The organism is Nocardia cyriacigeorgica, assembly GCF_010868145.1.
Classification (GTDB): Bacteria; Actinomycetota; Actinomycetes; order Mycobacteriales; family Mycobacteriaceae; genus Nocardia; species Nocardia cyriacigeorgica_D.
The window spans coordinates 13,693-34,994 of sequence record NZ_JAAGUY010000002.1; the positions used below are offsets into that span (position 1 = coordinate 13,693).

Annotated in this window: 11 protein-coding genes; 1 reads left to right on the plus strand and 10 read right to left on the minus strand. The window is 66.9% G+C overall.

Annotated elements, in window-relative coordinates:
* Positions 1 to 2: 2 nt before the first annotated feature.
* A complete protein-coding gene (locus tag GV792_RS03910; protein ID WP_163822259.1) occupies positions 3 to 3,341 on the minus strand; it encodes an arabinosyltransferase domain-containing protein in 3,339 nt (1,112 codons plus the stop codon).
* 219 nt (positions 3,342 to 3,560) lie between these two features.
* Here GV792_RS03910 and GV792_RS03915 point away from each other — a divergent pair, with 219 nt between their 5' ends.
* Entirely contained in the window at positions 3,561 to 4,061 is a 501-nt protein-coding gene (locus GV792_RS03915) for a peptidylprolyl isomerase (RefSeq protein ID WP_163822260.1), read from the plus strand.
* A 194-nt stretch (positions 4,062 to 4,255) separates the two neighbouring features.
* Here GV792_RS03915 and GV792_RS03920 read toward each other — a convergent pair whose 3' ends face one another.
* The 9 genes from GV792_RS03920 to GV792_RS03960 form a co-directional block, all read right to left on the minus strand.
* Complete coding sequence (locus tag GV792_RS03920) at positions 4,256 to 5,800, minus strand: acyl-CoA carboxylase subunit beta (protein WP_163822261.1); 1,545 nt, start codon at positions 5,798 to 5,800, stop codon at positions 4,256 to 4,258.
* Entirely contained in the window at positions 5,797 to 11,052 is a 5,256-nt protein-coding gene (gene pks13 / locus GV792_RS03925) for a polyketide synthase Pks13 (protein ID WP_163822262.1), read from the minus strand. Before pks13 ends, GV792_RS03920 begins: the two co-directional genes overlap by 4 nt.
* Positions 11,053 to 11,271: 219 nt before the next feature.
* On the minus strand, positions 11,272 to 13,188 hold the full coding sequence (gene fadD32, locus GV792_RS03930; RefSeq protein WP_163822263.1) for a long-chain-fatty-acid--AMP ligase FadD32: 1,917 nt from the start codon (positions 13,186 to 13,188) through the stop codon (positions 11,272 to 11,274).
* 193 nt (positions 13,189 to 13,381) lie between these two features.
* The gene (locus tag GV792_RS03935) at positions 13,382 to 14,401 is read right to left on the minus strand and encodes an LLM class F420-dependent oxidoreductase (protein WP_163822264.1); all 1,020 of its coding nucleotides are present in this window, start codon (positions 14,399 to 14,401) and stop codon (positions 13,382 to 13,384) included.
* Between the two features lie 132 nt (positions 14,402 to 14,533).
* Positions 14,534 to 15,523, minus strand: a complete 990-nt coding sequence (locus GV792_RS03940; protein ID WP_375154450.1) for a cutinase family protein — start codon at positions 15,521 to 15,523, stop codon at positions 14,534 to 14,536.
* Positions 15,520 to 16,065, minus strand: a complete 546-nt coding sequence (locus GV792_RS03945) for a DUF732 domain-containing protein (protein WP_163822265.1) — start codon at positions 16,063 to 16,065, stop codon at positions 15,520 to 15,522. Before GV792_RS03945 ends, GV792_RS03940 begins: the two co-directional genes overlap by 4 nt.
* A 216-nt stretch (positions 16,066 to 16,281) precedes the next feature.
* The gene (locus GV792_RS03950) at positions 16,282 to 18,156 is read right to left on the minus strand and encodes an alpha/beta hydrolase-fold protein (protein WP_163822266.1); all 1,875 of its coding nucleotides are present in this window, start codon (positions 18,154 to 18,156) and stop codon (positions 16,282 to 16,284) included.
* Positions 18,157 to 18,343: 187 nt separating this feature from the next.
* Positions 18,344 to 19,375 (minus strand): alpha/beta hydrolase, encoded by a 1,032-nt coding sequence (locus GV792_RS03955; protein ID WP_256668080.1) that lies wholly within the window; start codon positions 19,373 to 19,375, stop codon positions 18,344 to 18,346.
* A 561-nt stretch (positions 19,376 to 19,936) separates the two neighbouring features.
* Positions 19,937 to 20,926, minus strand: a complete 990-nt coding sequence (locus GV792_RS03960; protein WP_163822267.1) for an alpha/beta hydrolase — start codon at positions 20,924 to 20,926, stop codon at positions 19,937 to 19,939.
* Positions 20,927 to 21,302: the final 376 nt, after the last annotated feature.

The window sequence follows — 21,302 nt, forward strand, 5'->3', positions numbered from 1 at the left end:
GATCAGAACACCCGCAACTGACCCGGCATCCACAACCCGTGACGGGAAGCCGTCCCGGTTTCCAGTTCCGCCGGAACTGCGTCGTAATACTGGTCGTAGCGTTCCAGCGAACCCCAATCCCGCGCCCAATCGTCCTTCAGGTAGGTCGGCATGGTGACCGACTTGGCCAGCATCTGGGAGAAGCCGAGCGGGCCGCCGAACTCCTCGGCCTGCCAGGTGTTGGTGGAGCTGATGGCAAGTGGGCGGTCGGGCAGGATGCGGTAGCGCGGGACCTCGGCGACACCGTTGAGGTGCGAGAAGGGGCGCTGGCACGGGAACTGCAGGCCGACGGCCCAGTCCAGCAGCACCGGCTGCTCGGAGCCGATGAAGCTGTTGACCGACTCCAGCGTCGGCACCCGCGGCGGGGTGAACGCCAGCCACTGGTCACCGATGAGGATGGGGTCGTTGGCGACGATGCGTACCGCGTCGGCCTCCGGCGCGATCTCGTCCAGCGGCACCCGCAGGTTGCGCCAGGACGGGAACGGGCCGATATCGCGGGGCAGGTAGGTGCCGAGCGGGGTGACGCTGCCGTCGGGCTGCCGTTTGCCGTAGTCGACGGTCAGCGACTGGCCGTACTGCATGGCGCCGGTGTCGTCGTAGGACAGGATGCGACCGGCCGCCGAGATGACGATCAGCGGCTTGTCCTCGGAACGCTCGGGCAGTCCATACCAGCTCGAGGTCACGAAAGCGGGCTGCTGCACCCCGTTCTGGTAGCTGCCGAGCAAGGGCGTCGAGGCCGGGTCGAGCCCGAACGGCAATGCCACGGTGCTGCCGTTGACGCCCTGCGCACCCTGACCGCCGCCGGTGCCCGCACTCTGGCCCTCGGCGAACGCCGCGCCGACCGACTGGGTGGAGGTGTTGCCGGTACCCGGCTTCACCTCGACGGCGTCGGCGGACAGATCATCGGGCACGCCGTTGGGATCGAAGCCCACCGGATCGACGCCCGCCAGCGGATCGTTCGGGTTGGTCGGCGGGGTCGCCGGATCGATGATCGGGTTCAGCCGTCCCCCATTGGGGTCAGTCTCGACCAGCACGTCATTGGCAAGTCCGCAGCTGTCGCCGGAGAGCGCGTCCATGTTCGAGCGCGCCAGCGAATAGCCCGGATACTGCGAATACGCACCCTTGACCAGCGACAACACCTCGAACAACACCATCGCTGCGGCGACAACGGTGAGCGGGATCGCGGCGAATTTGCGAATCCGCCTGCCGCGGGCCGTCTTGGCCGAACTCGGCGGCTTCGCATAGCCCTCGCGCAGCGTATGCCAGGCCACCAACGCGAGCGCGAGCCCGAACAGGATGAGCATCACTGTGTTCGATTGGATACCGCTGACCGAGACGCGCTTGTCGAACCACGGCACACCGAAGCTGGACACGTACCAGTAGCCGTTGATCCCGGAGAACGCCACGGCGAGCACGAACAGCAGCCCTGCCAGGAAGATGGCCCGGTTCTTGCGCGCCCGCAGGGCACTGGCCGACACCGCGACCGCCGTCACCGCCGCCAGCGAACCGGCGATACCGGCGTAGGCGCCGAAGTGGTGGGTCCACTTGGTCGGGTTGAACATCATGAAGAAGATGGTTCCGAAGACCACGCCCATCAACCGCCAGGTCGGCGCGCTGGCGATACCTGGCACCCGACGACGCCGCAGCAGCACCAGCATGGTGGTGAACAGGCACAGCAGCATCACCAGGAACGCGAACCGGCGCGAGACCGAACCGTCGACGGTCTCCACGAACAGGTAGTAGTAGCGCAGGTAGTCCTCGTACCAGGCCAGGTTCGGGCCGGTCAGCTGACGCACCCGATTGGCTTCCTGGATACCGGCGAAGGTCTGATCGCTGTAGACGACGGTCAAGACGAGCAGCCCGGCCGCCGCGATCGGCGCGAGCAACGGCAGCGTGCCATGTTCGCGCCGCTTACGCACCACGATCTTCACCAGCGGACGGATGCCGGCAAGCAGTGCCGCGATACACATCAGGCCCGTCGGGGCGGCGGCCAAAGTGAACGCGGCCACCAGCACCGCGACGCCGGCCGGCAGCAGCCTGCCGGTGGCGATGGCCCGTTCGATCGACACCCAGGTCAGCAGCGCGCCCAGCGCGACGATCGGCTCCGAACGCAGGCCATTGTCGAACGGCAGCCAGAACGCCAAGAACACCAGACCGCCGGTCCACAGCGCCACCCGGTTGGTGCGCACGCCGCGACCCAGGCGCGGCACCACCTCACGGCTGATCACCATCCAGCACAGGATCGCGCACGCCAGCGCGGGCAGGCGCACCCACGGACTGGCCGTGGAGACCTCCGCGAAGAGCTGGATCACGTAGTAGTACCAGCCGAACGGCGCCTCCGGCACGCCGTACCAGCGGAAGTAGTTGGCCATATAGCCGGCGTCCGGTGCGACCCGGACCATGCTCAGGATGTAGCCGTCGTCGGAGGTGTTGGCGCCGACGAAATGCCACACCAGCAGCGTGCCGATGACGGCGCCGTCGGCCCAGGTCGGCTTGAACCAGTGCGAGGGCAGGAACCGGCGGTGACCGCGACCGTCGCTGGTATCCAGCCGCGCCAGCGCCGCCAGCGCGATGAGCGTGCACAGCACGGCCGCGATCATCGCGATCATCTTGATCGCGGTGGGTGTGGAGCTATAGCGGGTATCGATCTCCATGTCGAACGCCAGGCCCGCGGGCACGTCACCCTGCAGGTCGGAGAACACGCCGACCACCTGGGGGCGCAGATCGCCGGTCAGCTGGCCCTCGACCGGCTGTCCGGTCTCGGTGGTCAGCCCGTTGAAGACCGCGTGCGTCCGGTCGATATCGGAGGTGATGGTGATATCGGTGCAGCCCGCGAGTTCGGAGCGCTGTGCCGAGGCAACCACAGCATTGCGGTCGACCACGTCCACCGAGGTATCCGAGACACGGACGAACAGGGCCTCCAGCGCCGCCTGATCACCCTGCGGCGGCGCGGTGGCCAGCAGCATCCCGCCCTGCGGCGGCAACTGCTCGATCGCCGAGCACGGAATGGTGGCGCTCAGCTCGATCGGCACCTGCGACATCAGCGGGGCCTGCACATTGCCGAGCTGACCCTGCTGCGGCCAGCTCAGCGTCGCCGTCGTCTGCGTTACCGGTAGAAACGGTGCGGCCAGCGCGAACAGGGCACCGAGCACCCCTGCGACCAGCGCGATGAGCCGCGCGGTCCGGAAATCGCGCGGAGCGACCTGCGGTGCGGGCGGCGTCTCCGGCAAAACAGCGACTGCATCTGACACGGTTGGGAAGTCTAGAGCGCGCCATTCGACATGGCGTGTCCAGTAGGACATTGCCCTTCGCGGCGGCCCGGAATGCCATCAGCACACCCGGCCACTCGGTCCGACACCGGACGGGCGACCTCGAGGAGCCCGGTTCGCGGCCGTGTCGCGTTTCCGCGTCCGCTGCGTAGGCGACGAAGGAGCAAGCAGCGGGCGCGGAAACGCGAGACACACAGGGCCGCGAACACGCCGCGACGAAGGAGCGGCAAAACAACATGGAAAGCTATGGGTATGACAAAGGTGAATCTCGAGACGAACTACGGAACCATCGGGCTGGAGCTGGACGACGCCAAGGCGCCGAACACGGTGAAGAACTTCCTGGAGTACGTGAACGCCGGGCACTACAACGGCACCATCTTCCACCGCGTCATCCCCGGCTTCATGATTCAGGGTGGCGGCTTCGACGGCGATATGAAGCAGAAGCCGACCAATGCCCCGATCCAGAACGAGGCGGGCAACGGCCTCAAGAACGACCGCTACACCGTCGCCATGGCGCGCACCAACGACCCGCATTCGGCGACCGCGCAGTTCTTCGTGAACGTGGCCGACAACGACTTCCTCAACCACACCCAGCCCGCGGGCCAGGGTTGGGGCTACGCGGTCTTCGGCACCGTCACCGAAGGCACCGAGGTGGTCGACAAGATCGCCGCCGTGTCGACCTCCACGCACGGCGTCCACCAGGACGTTCCGGCCGAGGCCGTGATCATCGAATCCGCGAAGGTCAGTGCCTGATTCGCGACGCCTCCGGCGCCGCGTGTTCACGGCCCCCTGATGGTTCGCGTTTCCGCGACCGCTGCTCGCCTTCGGCTTGCGCACCGGTCGCGGAAACGCGAACCGGGTCGTGAACCCTGACGCTCGATCCCGCTTCGCTCGAAAAACCGGGCGTAGCCGGCCGATGTCTCCGGTTACGTCTGCAGTGCCTGCTCCTACAGCGGCAGCAGGTGATGCTTGCGCGGGCTCTTCACGATGGTCTTGTCCCGCAGCAGGTGCAGTGCCTTGCGCAGTTCCAAACGCGTCATCGACGGCTCGATGACAGCGTCGATGTAACCGCGTTCGGCCGCCACCCACGGCGTGGCGACGGTGGCGTTGTAGAAGTCGATCATCTGCTGGCGGATCGCCGGGCGCTGATCCTCCGGCGCGGCCGCGATCTGCTTGCCGCCGATCAGGCTCACCGCGCTCTCGGCGCCCATGACCGCGATCCGCGCGGTCGGCCAGGCCAGGTTGACGTCGGCGCCGAGCTGCTTGGAGCCCATCACCGCGTATCCGCCGCCGTAGGACTTGCGGATCACCACCGTCACCTTGGGCACGGTCGCCTCGACGAAGGAGAAAAGGAACCGGCCGCCGCGTTTGATGACGCCGATCTTCTCCTGCTCCACACCGGGCAGGAAACCGGGCGTATCCACCACGAAGACCAGCGGAATCTCGAAGGCGTCACACATGCGCACGAAATGGGCCGCTTTGTCCGAGGCCCGCGCATCCAACGCGCCCGCGTAGAACATCGGCTGATTGGCGACCACACCGACGCTGCGCCCGTCGACCCTGGCGAAGCCGGTGATGATATTGCGCCCGGCCGTCGCGCCGATCTCGTGGAAATCGCCGTCGTCGAAGATGCGGATCAGGATGTCCTGCATGTCGTAACCGGCATTGTCCGAATCCGGCACGATCCCGTTCAGTTCACGGTCGGTTTCGGTGATCTCCGGTTCCAGACCGGGATTCACGATCGGCGGCTCCTCCTGGCAGGAGGTCGGCAGAAACCCGAGGTAGTCACGCACCCACGCGAATGCCGCCTTCTCGTCCTCGGCGACATGGTGGATATTGCCGTACTGGGCCTGGCTGTTGGCGCCGCCGAGTTCCTCGAGGCTGACGTCCTCGCCGGTGACCTCGCGGATCACCTTGGGCCCGGTGACGAACATGTACGCCTCTTCGGTCGCCACCACCACATCGGTATTGATCGGGGCGTAGACGGCACCGCCCGCGCATTTGCCGAGGATCATCGAGATCTGCGGCACCAGGCCCGAGAGCGGCTCCTGGCGGCGGCCGAGTTCGGCGTACCAGGCCAGCGAGGTCACCGCTTCCTGCACGCGCGCGCCACCGGAGTCGTTGATACCGACGACAGGGCAGCCGACCTTCAGGGCATACTCCATGATTCCGGCGACCTTGCGGCCGAACATCTCACCGACCGAACCGCCGTAGACGGTCTGATCGTGGGAGAACACCGCGACCGGCCGTCCGTCGACCAGGCCGTGCCCGGTGACCACACCGTCGCCATAGAGGGCAGCAGGGTCGCCCGGCTTGCGCACCAACGCACCGACTTCCACGAAGGTGCCGGGATCGAGCAACATATTGATCCGGTCGCGGGCGCTGGGAATCCCCTTCTTCGCCCGCTTGGCCACCCCCGCTTCACCCGCCGGTTCCTGCGCCAGCTCGAGGCGTTTACGCAGGTCGGCGAGTTTCTCGGCAGTAGTGCTCACTTGGCCCCTTTCGCCTCGATTTCCGCGAGCTTCGCGGAGAGGTCCGCTCCGATTCTTCCGATGCGCGGCTCGTCGACGATCTGGAGGTGATCGCCGGGGATGTGGACGATGTCCAGGTTCTCGATGAATTCGTCCCATCCACCGTTCGGGCGCCGGTCGGCGAAACGCGGTTCGAGTTCGATCGCGCCGTCGTGGTAGCGGTCGGCCAGGTAGAGCACGGCGGCGCCGTCATACTTCTCCGGTGTGACCTGCTGTAGCGCACGGTTTTCCAGCCAAGAGGTCCGCTGGTGCTCGAGCACACCGCCAGGGATCTTCGCACCGCTGAACTTGATGAGATCGGTGACCATCCGGTACTGCTCCGCGTCGTCGGCGGCGGCGAGGGTCTCCAGCTGCTCACGGTCCAGCTCGGCCGGGACGTTGTAGGTCTTCTTGGCGAAGGCCTGGAAACGTTCGAGGCGCTTAACCCGGCCCTCCGGGCTGTTGTCCTCTTCCTCGACGGTCATCGCGAGGTCGATCAGTCCGACCAGTGCGACATCGGCACCTTCGGCCCGCAACAGCTGCGCGACCTGCATGGCCAGCACCGCGCCAAGCGACCAGCCGTACAGCACGAACGGCCCGTTGCCCTGGATCCGGCGCAGTTCGGGCACGTAAAGGCGGGCGCGCTCCTCGATCGAGCCTTCGACCCGCTCGAAGCCGTACATCGGGGTGTCGGCGGGCAGGCGCTTGAGCAACGGCTCGTACACGAGGGTGTTGCCACCCGCGGGGTGGAACACGAAGACCGGCACAGCGGTCGATCCCGCTGCCCCCGGCCGCAGTGGACGGACGAAGCCGTCAACGTCGGCGCCGGAATCTTGGAGGTTGCGGACGATTTCCGCCAGCTCCTCGATGGTCTCGGAGTCGAGCACGTCGTCAACGGTGATCTCGGCGCCGACCCGGTCGGTGAGGCGCGCCGCCAGCTTCTCGGCGACTTCCTCGTCCAGGATCGGCAGGGTGTTGAAGATGCCGCCCGCCGACTTGCCGGTGATAACGGCCCAGCTGGCGTAGGTCAACCGCTCCGCGGCGTCACGCGGCGGCACATCCTCTTCGGATTCCGTACTCGACTGCTGACCACCGAAAACGGCGGCCGCTTCGACCGGGGCGACAGCAGGCTCGGCCTTCGCCGCCGCCGTCGACTCCGCTTCCGCGACAATCGCTTCCGCCTCGGCCTCCACCGTGGTGTTCTCGACGTCAGCCTTCGGCGCCGACTCGCCGACAGCGGCCTTCGCCACAGCGGCCGGGTCCTCGCCGGCTTCCAGTGCGGCGCGTGCGGCGGCGACGAATCCCTCATCGACGGTCACGTCTTCACCGGCGGCCTGCCGCTCCGCGATCGCCTGCACCTCGTCGCGGTGCTCGATGGCGTAGCGCAGCACCTTGCCGACCTCGTGCAGGCTGGCGTCGCGCACGGCCTGGATCTGCAGCTGCGGGATATCGAATTCGTATTCGACGCGGTTCTTGATGCGCATGGCCATGAGCGAGTCGAGGCCGAGTTCCATCAGCGGGATCTCCATCGGGAGATCCTCGACGGCGTAGCCCATCGATTCGGCGACGATCAGGGCGAGCCGTTCCTCGACGGTCTGGGAACCGTTGGGATCCCAACGGTCACCGAAGGATTCGACGACCTCGACATCGGCGCTCGCCGTGGTCTCGACCGGTGCGGCCGTAACCGCCGCGGCGGCAACGGATTCGGGCAGCGCGGCACCGGAGGTGACGACCGCGTCGAACAGCAACCGGAAACCGGCGCCCTCCCGCGCGTGCACCTGCACAGACGCACCGCCGGGATGCGGGGTCAGCGTGGTGGTCAGCGTGCCGGAGGCCGGTGGGGCGCTGTGCGCGATCGACGCGCCGAGCGCGACATCGCTGAGTACCTGCGCGGCAGCCGAATTCACCAGCGCGGCGAGGTCGCCGACCGATCCGGCCTGCACCTCCCACACGTGCCTGCCATCGGGCAGGGCGACGTGTGCGCCGGGAACCCGGTTGTTACCACCGGAGGACATCGTGGCCTTGGGCCAGTACGGCTTGCGCACGAACGCGGTACGCGGGACATCGCCGTACTCGCCCGCGGGCAGCAGCGACGGCAGGTCAACGGCGTGGCCGTGCACGTACAGCTGTGCGAGCGCCGAGATCACACCGGCCGATTCGTCTTCCTTGCGCTTGAGCGTCGGAATCAGCTGCGCGTCATGGAGTCCCGCGGCGAACGTCGTACCGAGCACCTGCATCAGCGCCACCGAGTTCGGCGCAAGTTCCAGGAAGGTGGTGTGGCCGGAGTCCACCGCGAGCTTCACCGCGTTGGTGAAGTACACGCTGTGGCGCATGTTCTTCACCCAGTAGTCCTCGGTGTGGACCGGGTCGTGGCCGGCGCGGTAGAACTGCTCCTTGTCGACGGTCGAGTACAGACCGACCTTCATCTTCGTCGGCTCGATTCCGGCCAGCTCCGCGGCCAGTTCACCGAGCAGCGGATCCATCTGCGAGGTGTGGCCCGCGCCGCGGGTCTGCAGCACGCGAGCGAACTTGCCGGACTCCTCGACCCGCGCGACGATCTGGGCGACCTGCGCCTGCGGGCCGCCGATCACGGTGTTGGTTGGCGCGGCGTACACCGCCACCTCGACGTCGGGGAATTCGGTGAGCAGCTCCGCGACATCGGCAGCACTGAGCTCGACCAGCGCCATATTGCGCACATCGTCATCGGTGATCATCAGCTCGCCCTCGCCCATCAGGCGCGAGCGGGCACAGATCACCCGCACAGCGTCTTCGAGCGCCAAACCACCGGCGATGTAGGCGCCGGCGACCTCACCCATGGAGTGGCCGACGACCGCGGCGGGTTCGGCGCCGTGCGCGCGCAGCAGCGCGGCCAGGCCGAGCTGGATGGTGAAGATACCGACCTGCGAGGTGCCCACGTTGTAGTCCTGGGCATCGTCGAGGATCATCTCGCGGATCGAGTAACCGGCCTCGTCCTGGACCAGCTCATCGACCTCGTCGACAGTGCGGCGGAAGATCGAATTCTCTTGGTAGAGCTGCTTACCCATCTTGCGGTGCTGCGCACCGAATCCGGCGAACACCCACATCGGGGGCTTGATCGCGGGGGCGTCAGCGGTGAACACACCGGTGCCGGGCTTGCCCGCGGCAATCGCGCGCAGACCGGCGACGGCTTCTTCGTGGTTCTTGGCAAGCACCACACCGCGTGAACGCCAATGGCTGCGCTTGGCCAGCGAACGGGCGACGTCCTCGAGCGCGACGTCCTTACCGGCGCCTTCCAGCCAGTCGGCCAGCTCGGCGGCAGCACGACGGCGACGCGAGGGCAGGTAGCCCGAGACCGGCAGGATCACCGGCAACGGCTCTTCGCGATCGGCGGACCATTCGGCTTCTACGGCAGCGGTTTCCGCGACCAGCGCCACGTTCTCCGCGGCTTCGGAGTCGGCGACGATGCCTTCGGCCTCGGCCACCACGTCGGTCGTCTCGACATCCGCATCGGCGTCGCCGGGAACCGCCACGGCCGCAACAGTCTTGGGCACGTACTCCTGCAGGACCACATGCGCATTGGTGCCACCGAAACCGAAGCCGGAAATACCGACGGTCGCGGTGCCGCTGTAACGCGGGAACTCGGTCGGCTCGTCGACGACCTTCAGCCGGGCCTGATCGAACGGGATGAACGGGCTCGGGCCGGAGTAGTTGATGTTCGGCGGCAGCACATTGTGCTGGAACGCCATGACCACCTTCACGAGGCTGGGCACACCCGCACCGGATTCGAGGTGGCCGAAGTTGGTCTTGACCGAACCGAGCAGCGCGGGCTTGTCGGCGTCACGGCCGCGCCCGATCACCCGGCCGAGTGCGTCGGCCTCGATCGGATCGCCGATCGGCGTGCCGGTGCCGTGCGCTTCGATGTAGTCGACGGTGGAGGGTTTGATACCCGCGTCGCGGTAGGCGCGGCGAAGCACGTCGGCCTGGGCGTCCGGGTTCGGCGCGAGCAGGCCGTTGGAGCGGCCGTCGCTGTTGACTGCGGAACCCTTGACCACCGCATAGATGTGGTCGCCGTCGCGTTCGGCGTCCACGAGCCGCTTGAGCACCACCAGGCCGGCGCCCTCGGAGCGCACCATGCCGTCCGCGTCGGCGGCGAAGGCCTTGATGCGCCCGTCCTCTGAGGTGCCCGGGGCGAAGCCGAGCGTCGTCATCGGCATCAGCAGCATGTTCACACCGCCGGCCAGCGCTAGATCGGCGTCACCCTCGCGCAACGCGCGCACCGCTTGATGCAGCGCGACCAGCGTGGACGAACATGCGGTGTCCACGGTGACCGAAGGGCCGCGGAAGTCGTAGAAGTAGGAGACCCGATTGGCGATAATGCCGTTGGAACTGCCCATGATCGCGTACGCCTCGGCGGAGGCGGGCAGGGTCGGATCGGGATCAGCTAGCCCCAGCGCGGCGATCATCTGGAAATCGCTGGTGGATGAGCCGATGAACAGGCCGACCGGTGCGCCCTTGAGGTCGCTCGCCGGAATCCTGGCGTGCTCGAGCGCCTCCCAGGTGAGCTCCATCATCAGCCGTTGCTGCGGGTCGACGCGCTCGACCTCGATCGGCGACATGGCGAAGAACTCGGCATCGAAGCCCTTGACCACATCCTGATCCAGGTAGCCGCCCCGGGTTTTACCCTCGGCGACGGCCTTGGCGACCGACGGTTCGCTGAGAAACTCCGACCAGCGGCCTTCAGGCAGCTCCCGGATCGCGTCGCCGCGGTTCATCAGGAATTCCCAGGTCGACTCCGGGGTGTCACCGGCACCGGGCAGCCGGGTGGACAGGCCGACAATCGCGATGTCGTGCGCCTCACCCGGCGCGTATCCGGCGGTGTAGGACAGATCGTCGGCCGCTTCTGCGGGCAGCTCCGGCTCACCGTTGATGATGACGTCGGCCAAGGAGGCGATCGTCGGATGCTGATAGACCACCGTCGGGTTCAGGATCACGCCGGTGAGTTCCTCGATATCGCCACCGAGTGCCATCGCATCGCGCGAGGCCAGCCCGAATTCCTCCATCGGACGGTCGACGGTGATCTGCTCGAGCGCCTGACCAGTCGCGTCGGCAACCCACTTGCGCAGCCATTCCTGGAGCTCCGCAACGGAGATATCGGGATTCGCCGGTGCACTGGGGGCAGCTGTTTCGGCGTCCGCGCCGGGATCGACGGGAAGGTTGTCGGTCGTCTCGGGTGCCATGCCCTCGTTCTCAGCCATCAATCCTCAAGCTACCTGTAAGCGCGCTGGGCGCGGCGGCGAATGGGCACCGTCGCCCATCTGTCTACGACGCCCAGCGGGCGGGCATCAATCGGTCGAACACGAAGTCTCTCGAACAGCCATATCGGTCAGCGACCCCGCCGCTGTTTCAGCGGGGGCTACCGGAGGCAGGCAGGGCACTCGGCCCGCCGCGGCACACACCGCGACGGGCCGGACAACTCAAACCTCCGGGGCGTCCGGGAAGGCTTGCTGGGTGTAGCCACCCCGCAAGGTTCCCCCGATGTACTCGGCCTTGCAGGCGCGGCGGGCGATCTTGCCGCTGGAGGTGCGCGGTATCGAACCCGCGGGCACCAGGAGCAGATCGCGGACGGTCACGCCGTGCCGCTGCGCGACAGCAGCACGCACCGCGTCGGCAATCGGCAGCGGATCGGCCTTCCCGGCGCCCGGGCCACGCTCGGCGACGATGACGAGCTGCTCAGAGGCATCATCGGCATCGAACTTCAGCCCGGAGTGGCTGCCCTGCGCGAATACCTCGGCGGGCAACTGGTTGGCAGGCACCGAGAACGCCGCCACGAAACCGGGGCGCAGCGCCGTGCTCGCCTCCTGCGCGGAGTATTCGAGGTCCTGTGGGTAGTGGTTACGTCCGTCGACGATAACCAGGTCCTTCACGCGACCGGTGATATAGAGCTCGCCGTCGAAGTAGACGCCGTAATCGCCGGTGCGCATCCAGTTGCCGTCGGCGTCGGAACCCTCGGCGTGACTGCCATCGGCCTGACGCTCGGTGAGCTTGTTCTGGAAGGTCGCCGCGGTCTCGTCCGGGCGGCCCCAGTAGCCGATGCCCATATTGTTGCCATGCAGCCAGATCTCGCCGACCCGGCCGTCGGGCAGCTCATGGCCGCCACCGTCGGATTCGACGGTCTCCGGGTCCACGATCACTGCCCACTGTGACAGCGCCACATAGCCGCAGGACACCTGCGCGATGGCGTTGTCGGTGCCCGGTTCGACCTTGACCATGCGGCCCGCGTTGAGCTCGTCGCGATCGACGTAGGTGACCTTGGCCTCATCTTCGGCCTTGGTCGCGGAGACGAACAGCGTCGCCTCGGCCATGCCGTAGCAGGGCTTGATCGCGGTCTTGGGCAGACCGTACGGCGCGAAGGCCTCGTTGAACTTCTTCATCGACGAGGTGGTGACCGGCTCGCTGCCGTTGATCAGGCCGATGACGTTGGACAGATCCAGCGACTCACCGTTCTTCGGCAGACCACGCGCCGCGGCGTGCTCGAAGGCGAAGTTCGGCGCAGCAGCGAAGGTACCGGCGCCGTCGGCGACCGCGGCCAGTTCCTTGATCCAGCGGTACGGGCGCCGCACGAACGCGGTCGGCGACATGATGGTGATGTACTTGCCGCCGACCGCGGGCAGGATCACCGTCAGCAGGCCCATGTCGTGGAACAGCGGCAGCCAGGTGACGCCGCGGGAATTCCAGTCCAGGTTGATCGCGTCGACCATCTGCAGCAGGTTGGTGCCGACGGCGCGGTGGGTGATCTCCACACCGGCCGGGACCCGGGTCGAACCCGAGGTGTACTGCAGGTAGGCGATGTCGTCGACGGCGATGTCGGGGCGGACCCAACCCTCACCGACACTGTCGGGAATGGCGTCGACGGCGATGATGCGCGGGCGCTGGGCAGCGGGCAACGCCCGGAAGAACTGACGCACCCCGGCCGCGGAGGAGCTCGCGGTGAGGATGGCCGAGGGTTCGCAGTCACCGAGCACGGCGTGCAGCCGGTCGGTGTGACCGGGCTCGTCGGGATCGAACAGCGGCACCGAGATGTTGCCCGCGTAAATGGCGGCGAAGAAGGAGATCACATAGTCCAGGCCCTGCGGGGCGAGGATCGCGACCCGGTCACCCGGGTTGGTCACCTGCTGCAGGCGGGCGGCCACCGCGCGCAGGCGCACCCCGAATTGCTGCCACGTCAGCTCGTGCACCTCACCGTCTCGCTCGCGCGAGTAATCGATGTAGCGGTACGCGAGCGTGTTCGCGTCATTGCGTGTGTGCTTCTCGACGTGATCGACCAGGGTGCGATCTTCGGGAATTGTGATGTTCCCGCTTTCGTCCAGGTAATCGTCGAAAGTCTCGTCCATTCCTTCTCCTCCGAGGCACACGCAGCCAGACGACGACATTCGCCGCTGTTCCCTGTGAGGCCCCGACTCGCTTTCGCCCGCGGGAGCTCGGTCTGCACCGAGCCGGCCCTGCAGTTTTTTGTTGCGGTCTGCGCGGTGACCGCCTATCGGCTAGATGTTCTCAAACCAGAGACATGTTACAGAGAAGAGCTACTCACTCGTCCCGCAGCAAGGGAATCACCGGTGCGAACGCATCCATCTGGGTGGGGAACACGCCCACATAGGACATCCCTGTGAGTTGGCGCACCCGACGGATCTGCTCGGCGATCTCCTCGAACGAACCGATGGCCACATAGGGCGAGTTCAAGATCTCCTCGACCGAGAGCTTCACATCGACCTCGAGGTCGGGATGCAGGCCGCGGTCGATCGCGGCCAACGCCATCTCGGCGGTCTTCTCGCGGTCGTCGGTGATGACAATCGCGGTGATCGCCCAGTTCAGCTCGATCTGATCGAAGCGCTCACCGGCGGCCTCCTTGATCAGATGCACCTTCTCCACGGTCTTCTCCATGGTGATACCGGAGAGCAGACCCTTGCCGTTCTTGGTGGTGACCGGAACGACGGAGACGATATCGGCGTGCTTGGCGGCCAGTCGAAGCATCTTCGGACCACCACCGCCGGTGCACAGCGGCGGACGCGGACCCTGCCGCGGTCGCGGGGTGCCCTTGACGCCGCGCACCTGGTAGTACTTGCCCTCGAAGGTGCACTCCTGGCCGCGCAACAACACGTCAAGGATGCTCAACGCCTCGTCCAGTTTGGCGAGGCGAACTCCAGGGGAGTCGTACTCCAGGCCCGCGGCCAGGTGCTCGTCGGCTTTCCAGCCCGCGCCGACGCCGACCTCGAGCCTGCCCTTGGACAGCACGTCGATGGTGGCGAGGTCCTTGGCGAGCACCACCGGGTTGCGGAAACCGTTCGCGAGCACCGACGTGCCCAACCGGATCCGCTCGGTGGCCTGCGTCAACGCGCCGAGCGCGGCGATCGGACCGACCTGGTCACCGAGGTGATCGGGCACGACGAAGGTGTCGAAGCCGTACTCCTCGGCCTGCTGCGCCGTCTGAATGAACTTACGGGCTCCGCCCTCTTGCTTGTTTCCCTCACCCGCAGCCGCGAAGCGGAACGGACGCAGTGGTGAACCCAGCGCGCTCAACTCACCAGCCGGTGCGGCGGCTTCAGTCATGAACTCATGCTCCTGGCTATCGGAAATTGCCTGCGCGGGCCCGCCGCCTGAGCGGGGGCTGGCGCGCGATCATCAGCGCACTTTACAGCCTGACGGTGGCCACCGGCCGCGCCGTCCGACGTTGTGGGGACCTCACGAATGCGGCGGCCGCGGCGCCGCCTCGATCAGGCCGTTTGCCCAGTTGACGGTCCACTGGGTCGCGGTCGTGCCATTGGGATCGACCACAAAACCGTTGTAGAGACTGTGTATCGGATTGCCGACCGCGCCGATCAGCGTGCTCAGGCTGCCGAGGATGTTCGTCGGCCGCAGGGCATCACGCGGTGCATCGCAGATCAGATCACCCGGCGAGCAGATCGTGTAGGTGCGATCGGTCACCGCACCGAACCCACCCGGCCGCGGACCCGTCATCGTGATCCCGGGGACATTGAGCCCGGCAAGCGCGACTTCGGCGCCGACCCCTGCCGGAGCGGGCCCGATCTGGGTGGCCTGGCCCGGCCCGGTCTCCCCGGTGCGACGGCCGTCGGCGATCAACGTCACGCCGAGCAACAGATCGGCGGGAATCGGGCCGTTACCCGCACCGACCTGGGCCGCGATATCGCCAGCGATCACCGCGCCCTGTGAGAACCCCGCGAACACATACGAGGTCAGCGGGCATTCGGCATGCCGCGCGGTGAGGGCGTCGACCATCCGGCGGGTGCCTTCGGAGCGACTGTTGTTGTAGGACTGCTGGCCGTCCGGCGGCAGCGCGATCGGATTGGAGAACTGCGCCACGTACGGGACGGTGTAGATATCGAGCCGCTCGGCGGGGAACTGCTCGCGCAACGGCCCGGTGATGTTCAGCATCAGCGAGGCCGGGTTCGCGGTCGGATTGTGCGGATCGTCGTTGCTGCTCGACTCCCAGGTGCCCGGCACCGAAATCATCTGCACGTCAGGGCAACTCGCCGGCTGGCTGGTCGGCCGCTCAGGTGGCGGCTTCGGCCCCGGCTCGGGTTCGCGCAAACGCCCCGCGAGCAGATACCACGCCAGCACCACCACGACGACTACCAGCACCGCCAGGGCGAGCAGCACCAGACATCCCACCGGCCTGGACCGGCGGGATCTCGACCCGCGACGCGCGCTCACTGACAGTACGTCTGCTTCGAGACGTTGATGTAGATCTGTCCGGCCTGCTCAACGGGCATCTTGGCCGGATCGAACGCCGGATCGGCGCCTGCCATCGCGTTCGCGTAGACGGCGATCTCGGCATCGGGCTTGCCCGCCGCCACCGCGCCGCAGACGTAGTTGGCGATGGTAACCGCGTCCGCCGGGTTGGACGGGTTGACGCCCTGCTTGTTCAGCTCATCGATGAGCTTCTTCTCCTTGTCACCGAGGTTCGACGTCTCGGCGGGCGGAATGTCTTCCGCGGGCACCGGCGCCGGGCGCTCCTGCGGCGCGGGCTCCTGGCTGGCCTCCGGGCTCGGCTCCGCGGGCGGAGCGGCCTCGCCCTCCGGTGCCGGCGCGGGTGCGGCCGAAGCCGATCCGGGCGCCTGCGCGGCCGCCGACGTGGAGGGGGTCAGCGTTGGCGTGCTCGACGCCGTCGAATCGTTGTCACCGCAAGCGGTGAGCAACCCGGATGCGGCGATCGCCACCGCAACGCCGACTACCTTGCCACGGGTCCGAAACATGAAAATCCTTAGTTATTGGCCGCTGGCGCGGCGGGGTTTGCGGCTCCCCACGAGCCACAAACCTCTGAGGTTTCCTTGGGGGGCGAACACCGAGGGTAGTACCCAGTTGCGGATACGGCCGCTCGGCCCGGAAGTGTGGCACATGACACATGCCGTAGTGCAACCGCGCCTACCTGTCGGAGCGATCGGCGAAGGAGTCGGCTGTCACCGCGGCGATCAGGGGTGGATTTCGATCTTGCCGTCGCGGACGGTGATGAATCCGGCCTGGAAGTTCTGCTGGATGCCGCCGGGGATCGCGAACTCGTCGCTGATCGGGAATCCGAGGCGGCCGTTCTCATAGCCCGCGTGGCGCCAGGCGTCCATGATCGGTCCGTTGCGCACCGCCCACGCACCCGAGAGCGGGCTCCAATAGACACTGCCGCCCTCGAAACGGCTGTAGCGGCCGAGCTCCTTCAACGGCTGTTCAGCAGACGCCGGGAAGCCGAGCCAGCTGTTCTCGAAACCCATCTCGGCGTACTTGCCGAGGATCAGGCCCTCTACCCGGTGCACACCGGTGGCGGGACTGAAGTACATCGGACCGCCCTCGAAACCCTGGACCGCGCCGTCACGGTTCGGCGTCTTGATCTCGGGACCGACCGGATAACCGGCAGCCCCACCCTCGAACCCCTGCCTGCCCCACTCCTCGAGGAACGCGCCGCGCACCACCTGGGCGCCGGTCTGCGGGGTCCAGTAGAGCGAACCATGCTGGAACGCCTGCAATCTGCCGCGGCCATCGGGCAGGCCGCGCTCCGGGCCCGTCGGCAGGCCGAGCACACCTGCGGGACCCGCGGCGGCCTGGTAGCCGCCGCCGATCATGCCCGCGACCGGATGTGCCCCACCATCTTTCGAGAACAACACCCGACCATGCCTGAAGTCCTGGGCCACACCGCCGTTCACCGGGTACTCGCCGGTCAGGCAATCGCCCAGCCAGCCGTTACCCGCCACAACGGGGCCGATGGCGCCACCAACCTCGCAGGCGGGCTTATCGGCTTCCACACCGAGCGCGGCCGCGGCATGCGGCCAGGACTGGCGCATCTCGAAGTCCCAGTACGGCCACGAATGAGTACCGGAGGCACGGTAGTTCACCTGCACCGGAATGCTCAGGTCCCCGAGCTTGGTGACGAAGTTCTGCGACGACATCCGGGACAGGATTTCCAGCCCCATCCCGGCGAGGTTGGTGCTCACGCCGGGCACGATGCCGCCGGGCGCATCGAACGGCCCGGTCGCGCCGGAACCGCTGGACACGTAGAGGCTGATCCCCTTCAGCTTCTCCGCCAGCAGATACGGGTCGTGCTCCTCCCAGAGCGGGTTGGTCGGCGGTCCCCACATCGCGGCCGAGTCGTAGCCACCGGCGTCGCGCATGGCGAAATTTATCGCCTGCGGCATACCCAATGTGGTCGTGGTGAGGAACCCGGAATACGAGGCCGCGTACTTGACGAAGTCGCGATTGCGAGCGGCCAAGAACATGGCAGCGGTCCCGCCCATCGAAAGACCCTCCATGCCACGCACATTCGTGGCCCGCCACTGACCCTCCAGCAGCGGCGGGAGCTCCTTGGTCAGGAAGGTCTCCCATTTGTAGTTCTTGCCGTTGTTCGGCTCGAGCCAGTCGGAATAGAAGCTGGACTGACCGCCCACCGGCAGCACGACGGTGACGTTCTTGTCAGCGAAGAAATCGACCGCACCCGCATCTTGGATCCAGCCGCTGACGTCCTCGGTGGCGCGCAGCCCGTCGAGCATGTACAGCACCGGGAACTTGGCGTCGGGCCTGGTGTTCCAGTCCCTGGCCAGCAGCAGCCGGACCTGGATCGGCGCGCCCATTGCGGGCGAATTCACCCACAACTCGACATGCCGGTCGGTCAGCCAGGCGACGTTGCGCAACGTGGCAGGCGCCGCGGCGGTGACGGCAGGCTGCGCCTGGGCGGGTGCCTGCGCGAGCGAGAGCCCGGCGGCAAGGGGCAGCACCAGGGCGGTGGCGAGGGTGGGCAGGATCGAGCGCGGCTGCCGGTCCCACCGTCCGCCGCTGCCCCGCCTACCGCGCGAAATACCTACCACATGGATGTTTGTACTCCGGTCGACCCGGTGTTCCCGGGAAGACGCGCCCAGAGCAAACCATTTGGTTTCGCCCTCGGCGACAGCACATCCCGTCCGCGCGCCCGCTCATCGACCGGAACTCGAACACAAAAGCGCCGCCCGCTTCCCAGAGGAAACGGGCGGCGCCGAGTGCTTCAGTGACCGATGCTCACCAGCCGCCGGTGGCGTCGAGGAACATCTTGCGGGAGGCGAAGAGCTGACCTTCCCAGTACTTCCAGCTGTGGGTACCCGAGGCCGGGAAGTCGAAGTGGGCCGGGATGGCGAGCTTGCCGAGGCGAGCCTGGAAGGCGCGGGTGTTCACCAGCGACAGGGCCTCGAGGGCCATCGCGTTACCGGTGTTGAACACGCCGATCGCGGAGTTCGGGTTGTCGTGCTGGCCGGGCAGGCCGCTGGCCGCCGAGATGTACATCGGCAGACCCTTCAGCTGCGGCGCGAACACGAACGGGTCCATCCGCAGCCAGGCCGGGCTCCACGGCGCGGCCATCGAGTCGACGTTGTAGCGGCCGGCGTCGAGCATCGCGATGCGGATCGCCTCACGCATACCCGGCGCGGAGATGTTCAGGTAGCCGGAGTAGGACGCGGCGGCCTTGAACTGGTCACGGTGGTAGGCGGCGAGGGCCAGGGCGGCGCTACCACCCATGGACAGGCCCGCAACCACGTTGTTGGTGCGGGAGACGCCGTAACCCTCGAGGAAGGTCGGCAGCTCGCGGGTCAGGAAGGTTTCCCACTTGTAGGTGGTCTTCTGACCGTTGGTGTTGGACGGGGAGTACCAGTCGGCGTAGAAGCTGGACTGGCCGCCGACCGGCATCACCAGGGTGATGTTGTCGTTGCCGAACTGCTCCATCGCGTTGGTCTCGAACGACCAGGCGTTGCGGTCGTCACGGGCGCGCAGGCCGTCGAGCAGGTAGAGCGCCGCGTTGCCGCCACGCTTGGCCCACTGCACCTGGACCTTGATCGGACCCATGCTGGACGGAACCATCAGTTCCTCGTAGCCACCGGCGGGCGCACGCAGGGCCGGGCCGTGCACCGGAGCCGCCATAGCGGTCGGGGCGGCGACGCCTGCGGCGATCGGCAGCGCTAGCGCTGCGGCGCCGACGGCCAGAATCCGGTTACGCCAACTGCGAGGCGCGCCTCGCCGTCCCGTGGTCCTCTTCGGGGCGGCCGCCCTGCCGAAACGCATGAATCCTGCTCTCTTTCTGCTGTTGTGGAGTCACCCGCGGTCCGCGGACGACACCCGTTCTGTGTCAACGAGACGCCGCCGGGGCCTGTACCCGAATCCCGACCTTCCGGTACAGCCGTCGACGGCGCTACAACGATCTGGTCACACTGATGCTCGCTGGACGATATTCGACCCCCGAATCCTTAGCAAGACCGGGGTTGAAGTGGTGGCCGAAATCCGCCCGCGACAATCGGTGATCGTGCGGTGACACTACCGTGTCCCGTCGTTGATGTCGCGGGGGACCACATTATTTGTTCGTTATCCCAAATCAACGGCACCGCACCAAGATCACCAACGCCCGACCGGACCGATCGGTACGCCGGATGAAGTGATCATGAACGGACCGGGCGAGTTATGCATGGCGTCGATCCGGGCAACTTTCCCGCGTCCTTCGCACTTCGCACATCGATTCGAGGAATAGCGGTATAAATGCGCCGGAAATAGCCGGACAGCATGAATTCGGGCCCTGTCCGGACACCCCCTTGGTGGGTGTGCCGGACAGGGCCCGGTGGAATGTGCGGCTCAGCCGATATGCGCCGACAGATCCGGCGTCATCCGAGCGACCTCCTCCGCCCAGTAGGACCAGGCGTGGATACCGACGTTCGGGAACGAATAGACCACATTGTTGGCGCCGAGCGTCGCCATCCTGACCTGGAAGGCGCGGGTATTGGCCAGGGCCAGCGCCTCCAGCGCCATACCGTTCACGGTGCCCGCCGTCGGCCCGTCGGTCGGACCGGGCAGGCCACTGCCCGCCGAGATCCACAGGCGGGTGTTGTGGTCACGCAGCAGCGGCGCGAACACGAACGGGTCCATCCGCAGCCACTGTGGACCCCACGGCGGGGCCATCGAGTCGACGTTGTAGCCGCCGGCGTCGAGCATGGCCATCCGGATCGCCTCACGCATACCGGGTGCGGAGATATTCAAGTAACCCGAGTACGAACCGGCGAAGCTGAACTGATCCGGGTGATACGCGGCCAGCGTCAGCGCCGCGCTGCCACCCATCGACAAACCGAATGCGCCATTGCGGTTCGGATTGAAGCCGAGCCGATCGCGCAGCGCCCAGCGCAGGTTCTGGGTCAGGAACGTCTCCCACTGATAGCGGTAGCTCTTACCTGGACCCGCGGCGAGCGCGTTGAGAGCACCCGAACCCGAGGACGAGCCGGTGCCCGGCGGTATGCCCGCGAAATTGCTCGGCGCATTCCAGTCGGCATAGAAGCTGGACATACCGCCGACCGGCATGACGACATTGATGTTCCAGTCCGTCAGCAGCTGCGCGACATTGGTATCGATCTCCCAGCCGCTCAGCGTCTCGGGAGCACGAAGACCATCCAGGGCGTAGACCACGCGGTTGGTGTTGCCGTCCTTGGCACGGAAGATGCGTGATTTGATCGGGCCCATCCCGGAATCGACCCAGAAATCGAACCCGGACGGGTTGAACGCCGCCGCGGCGGGCGCAGCCGGACCGGCTATCGAAACCCCGAGGGGAACGAGCATCACCGCGGCGACTCCCATCGCCGCACGCCTCACCCATGAGCCGGACCGCACCGATCTACCGGGCCTGCGCGCACTTCGCATTCGACTAGACCTTTCGCCTGGACAGCCGGTCAGCAATCGCATGGCTACGAAACCGGCCCCGCATCGGGCACCCGGTGACCGCGTCGAACGATCTTGAAACGCGCCCACCTGTGTGCATGTTCCTGATGTATCAATCGACAATGAATGCCTCCATGTTGCTGGATGGTGATCCATCCCACAACTCGCGAAGCCCTCCGTATGCACATTCGTTGCCGAGAAGGCCCGGGACGCCCGGCTGAACGAAGCAGGCCGCCCCGCGCGTTATGCGCCGGGCGGCGGTATGTCCAGCTTCTATGCCGACTGGAATGCGCCG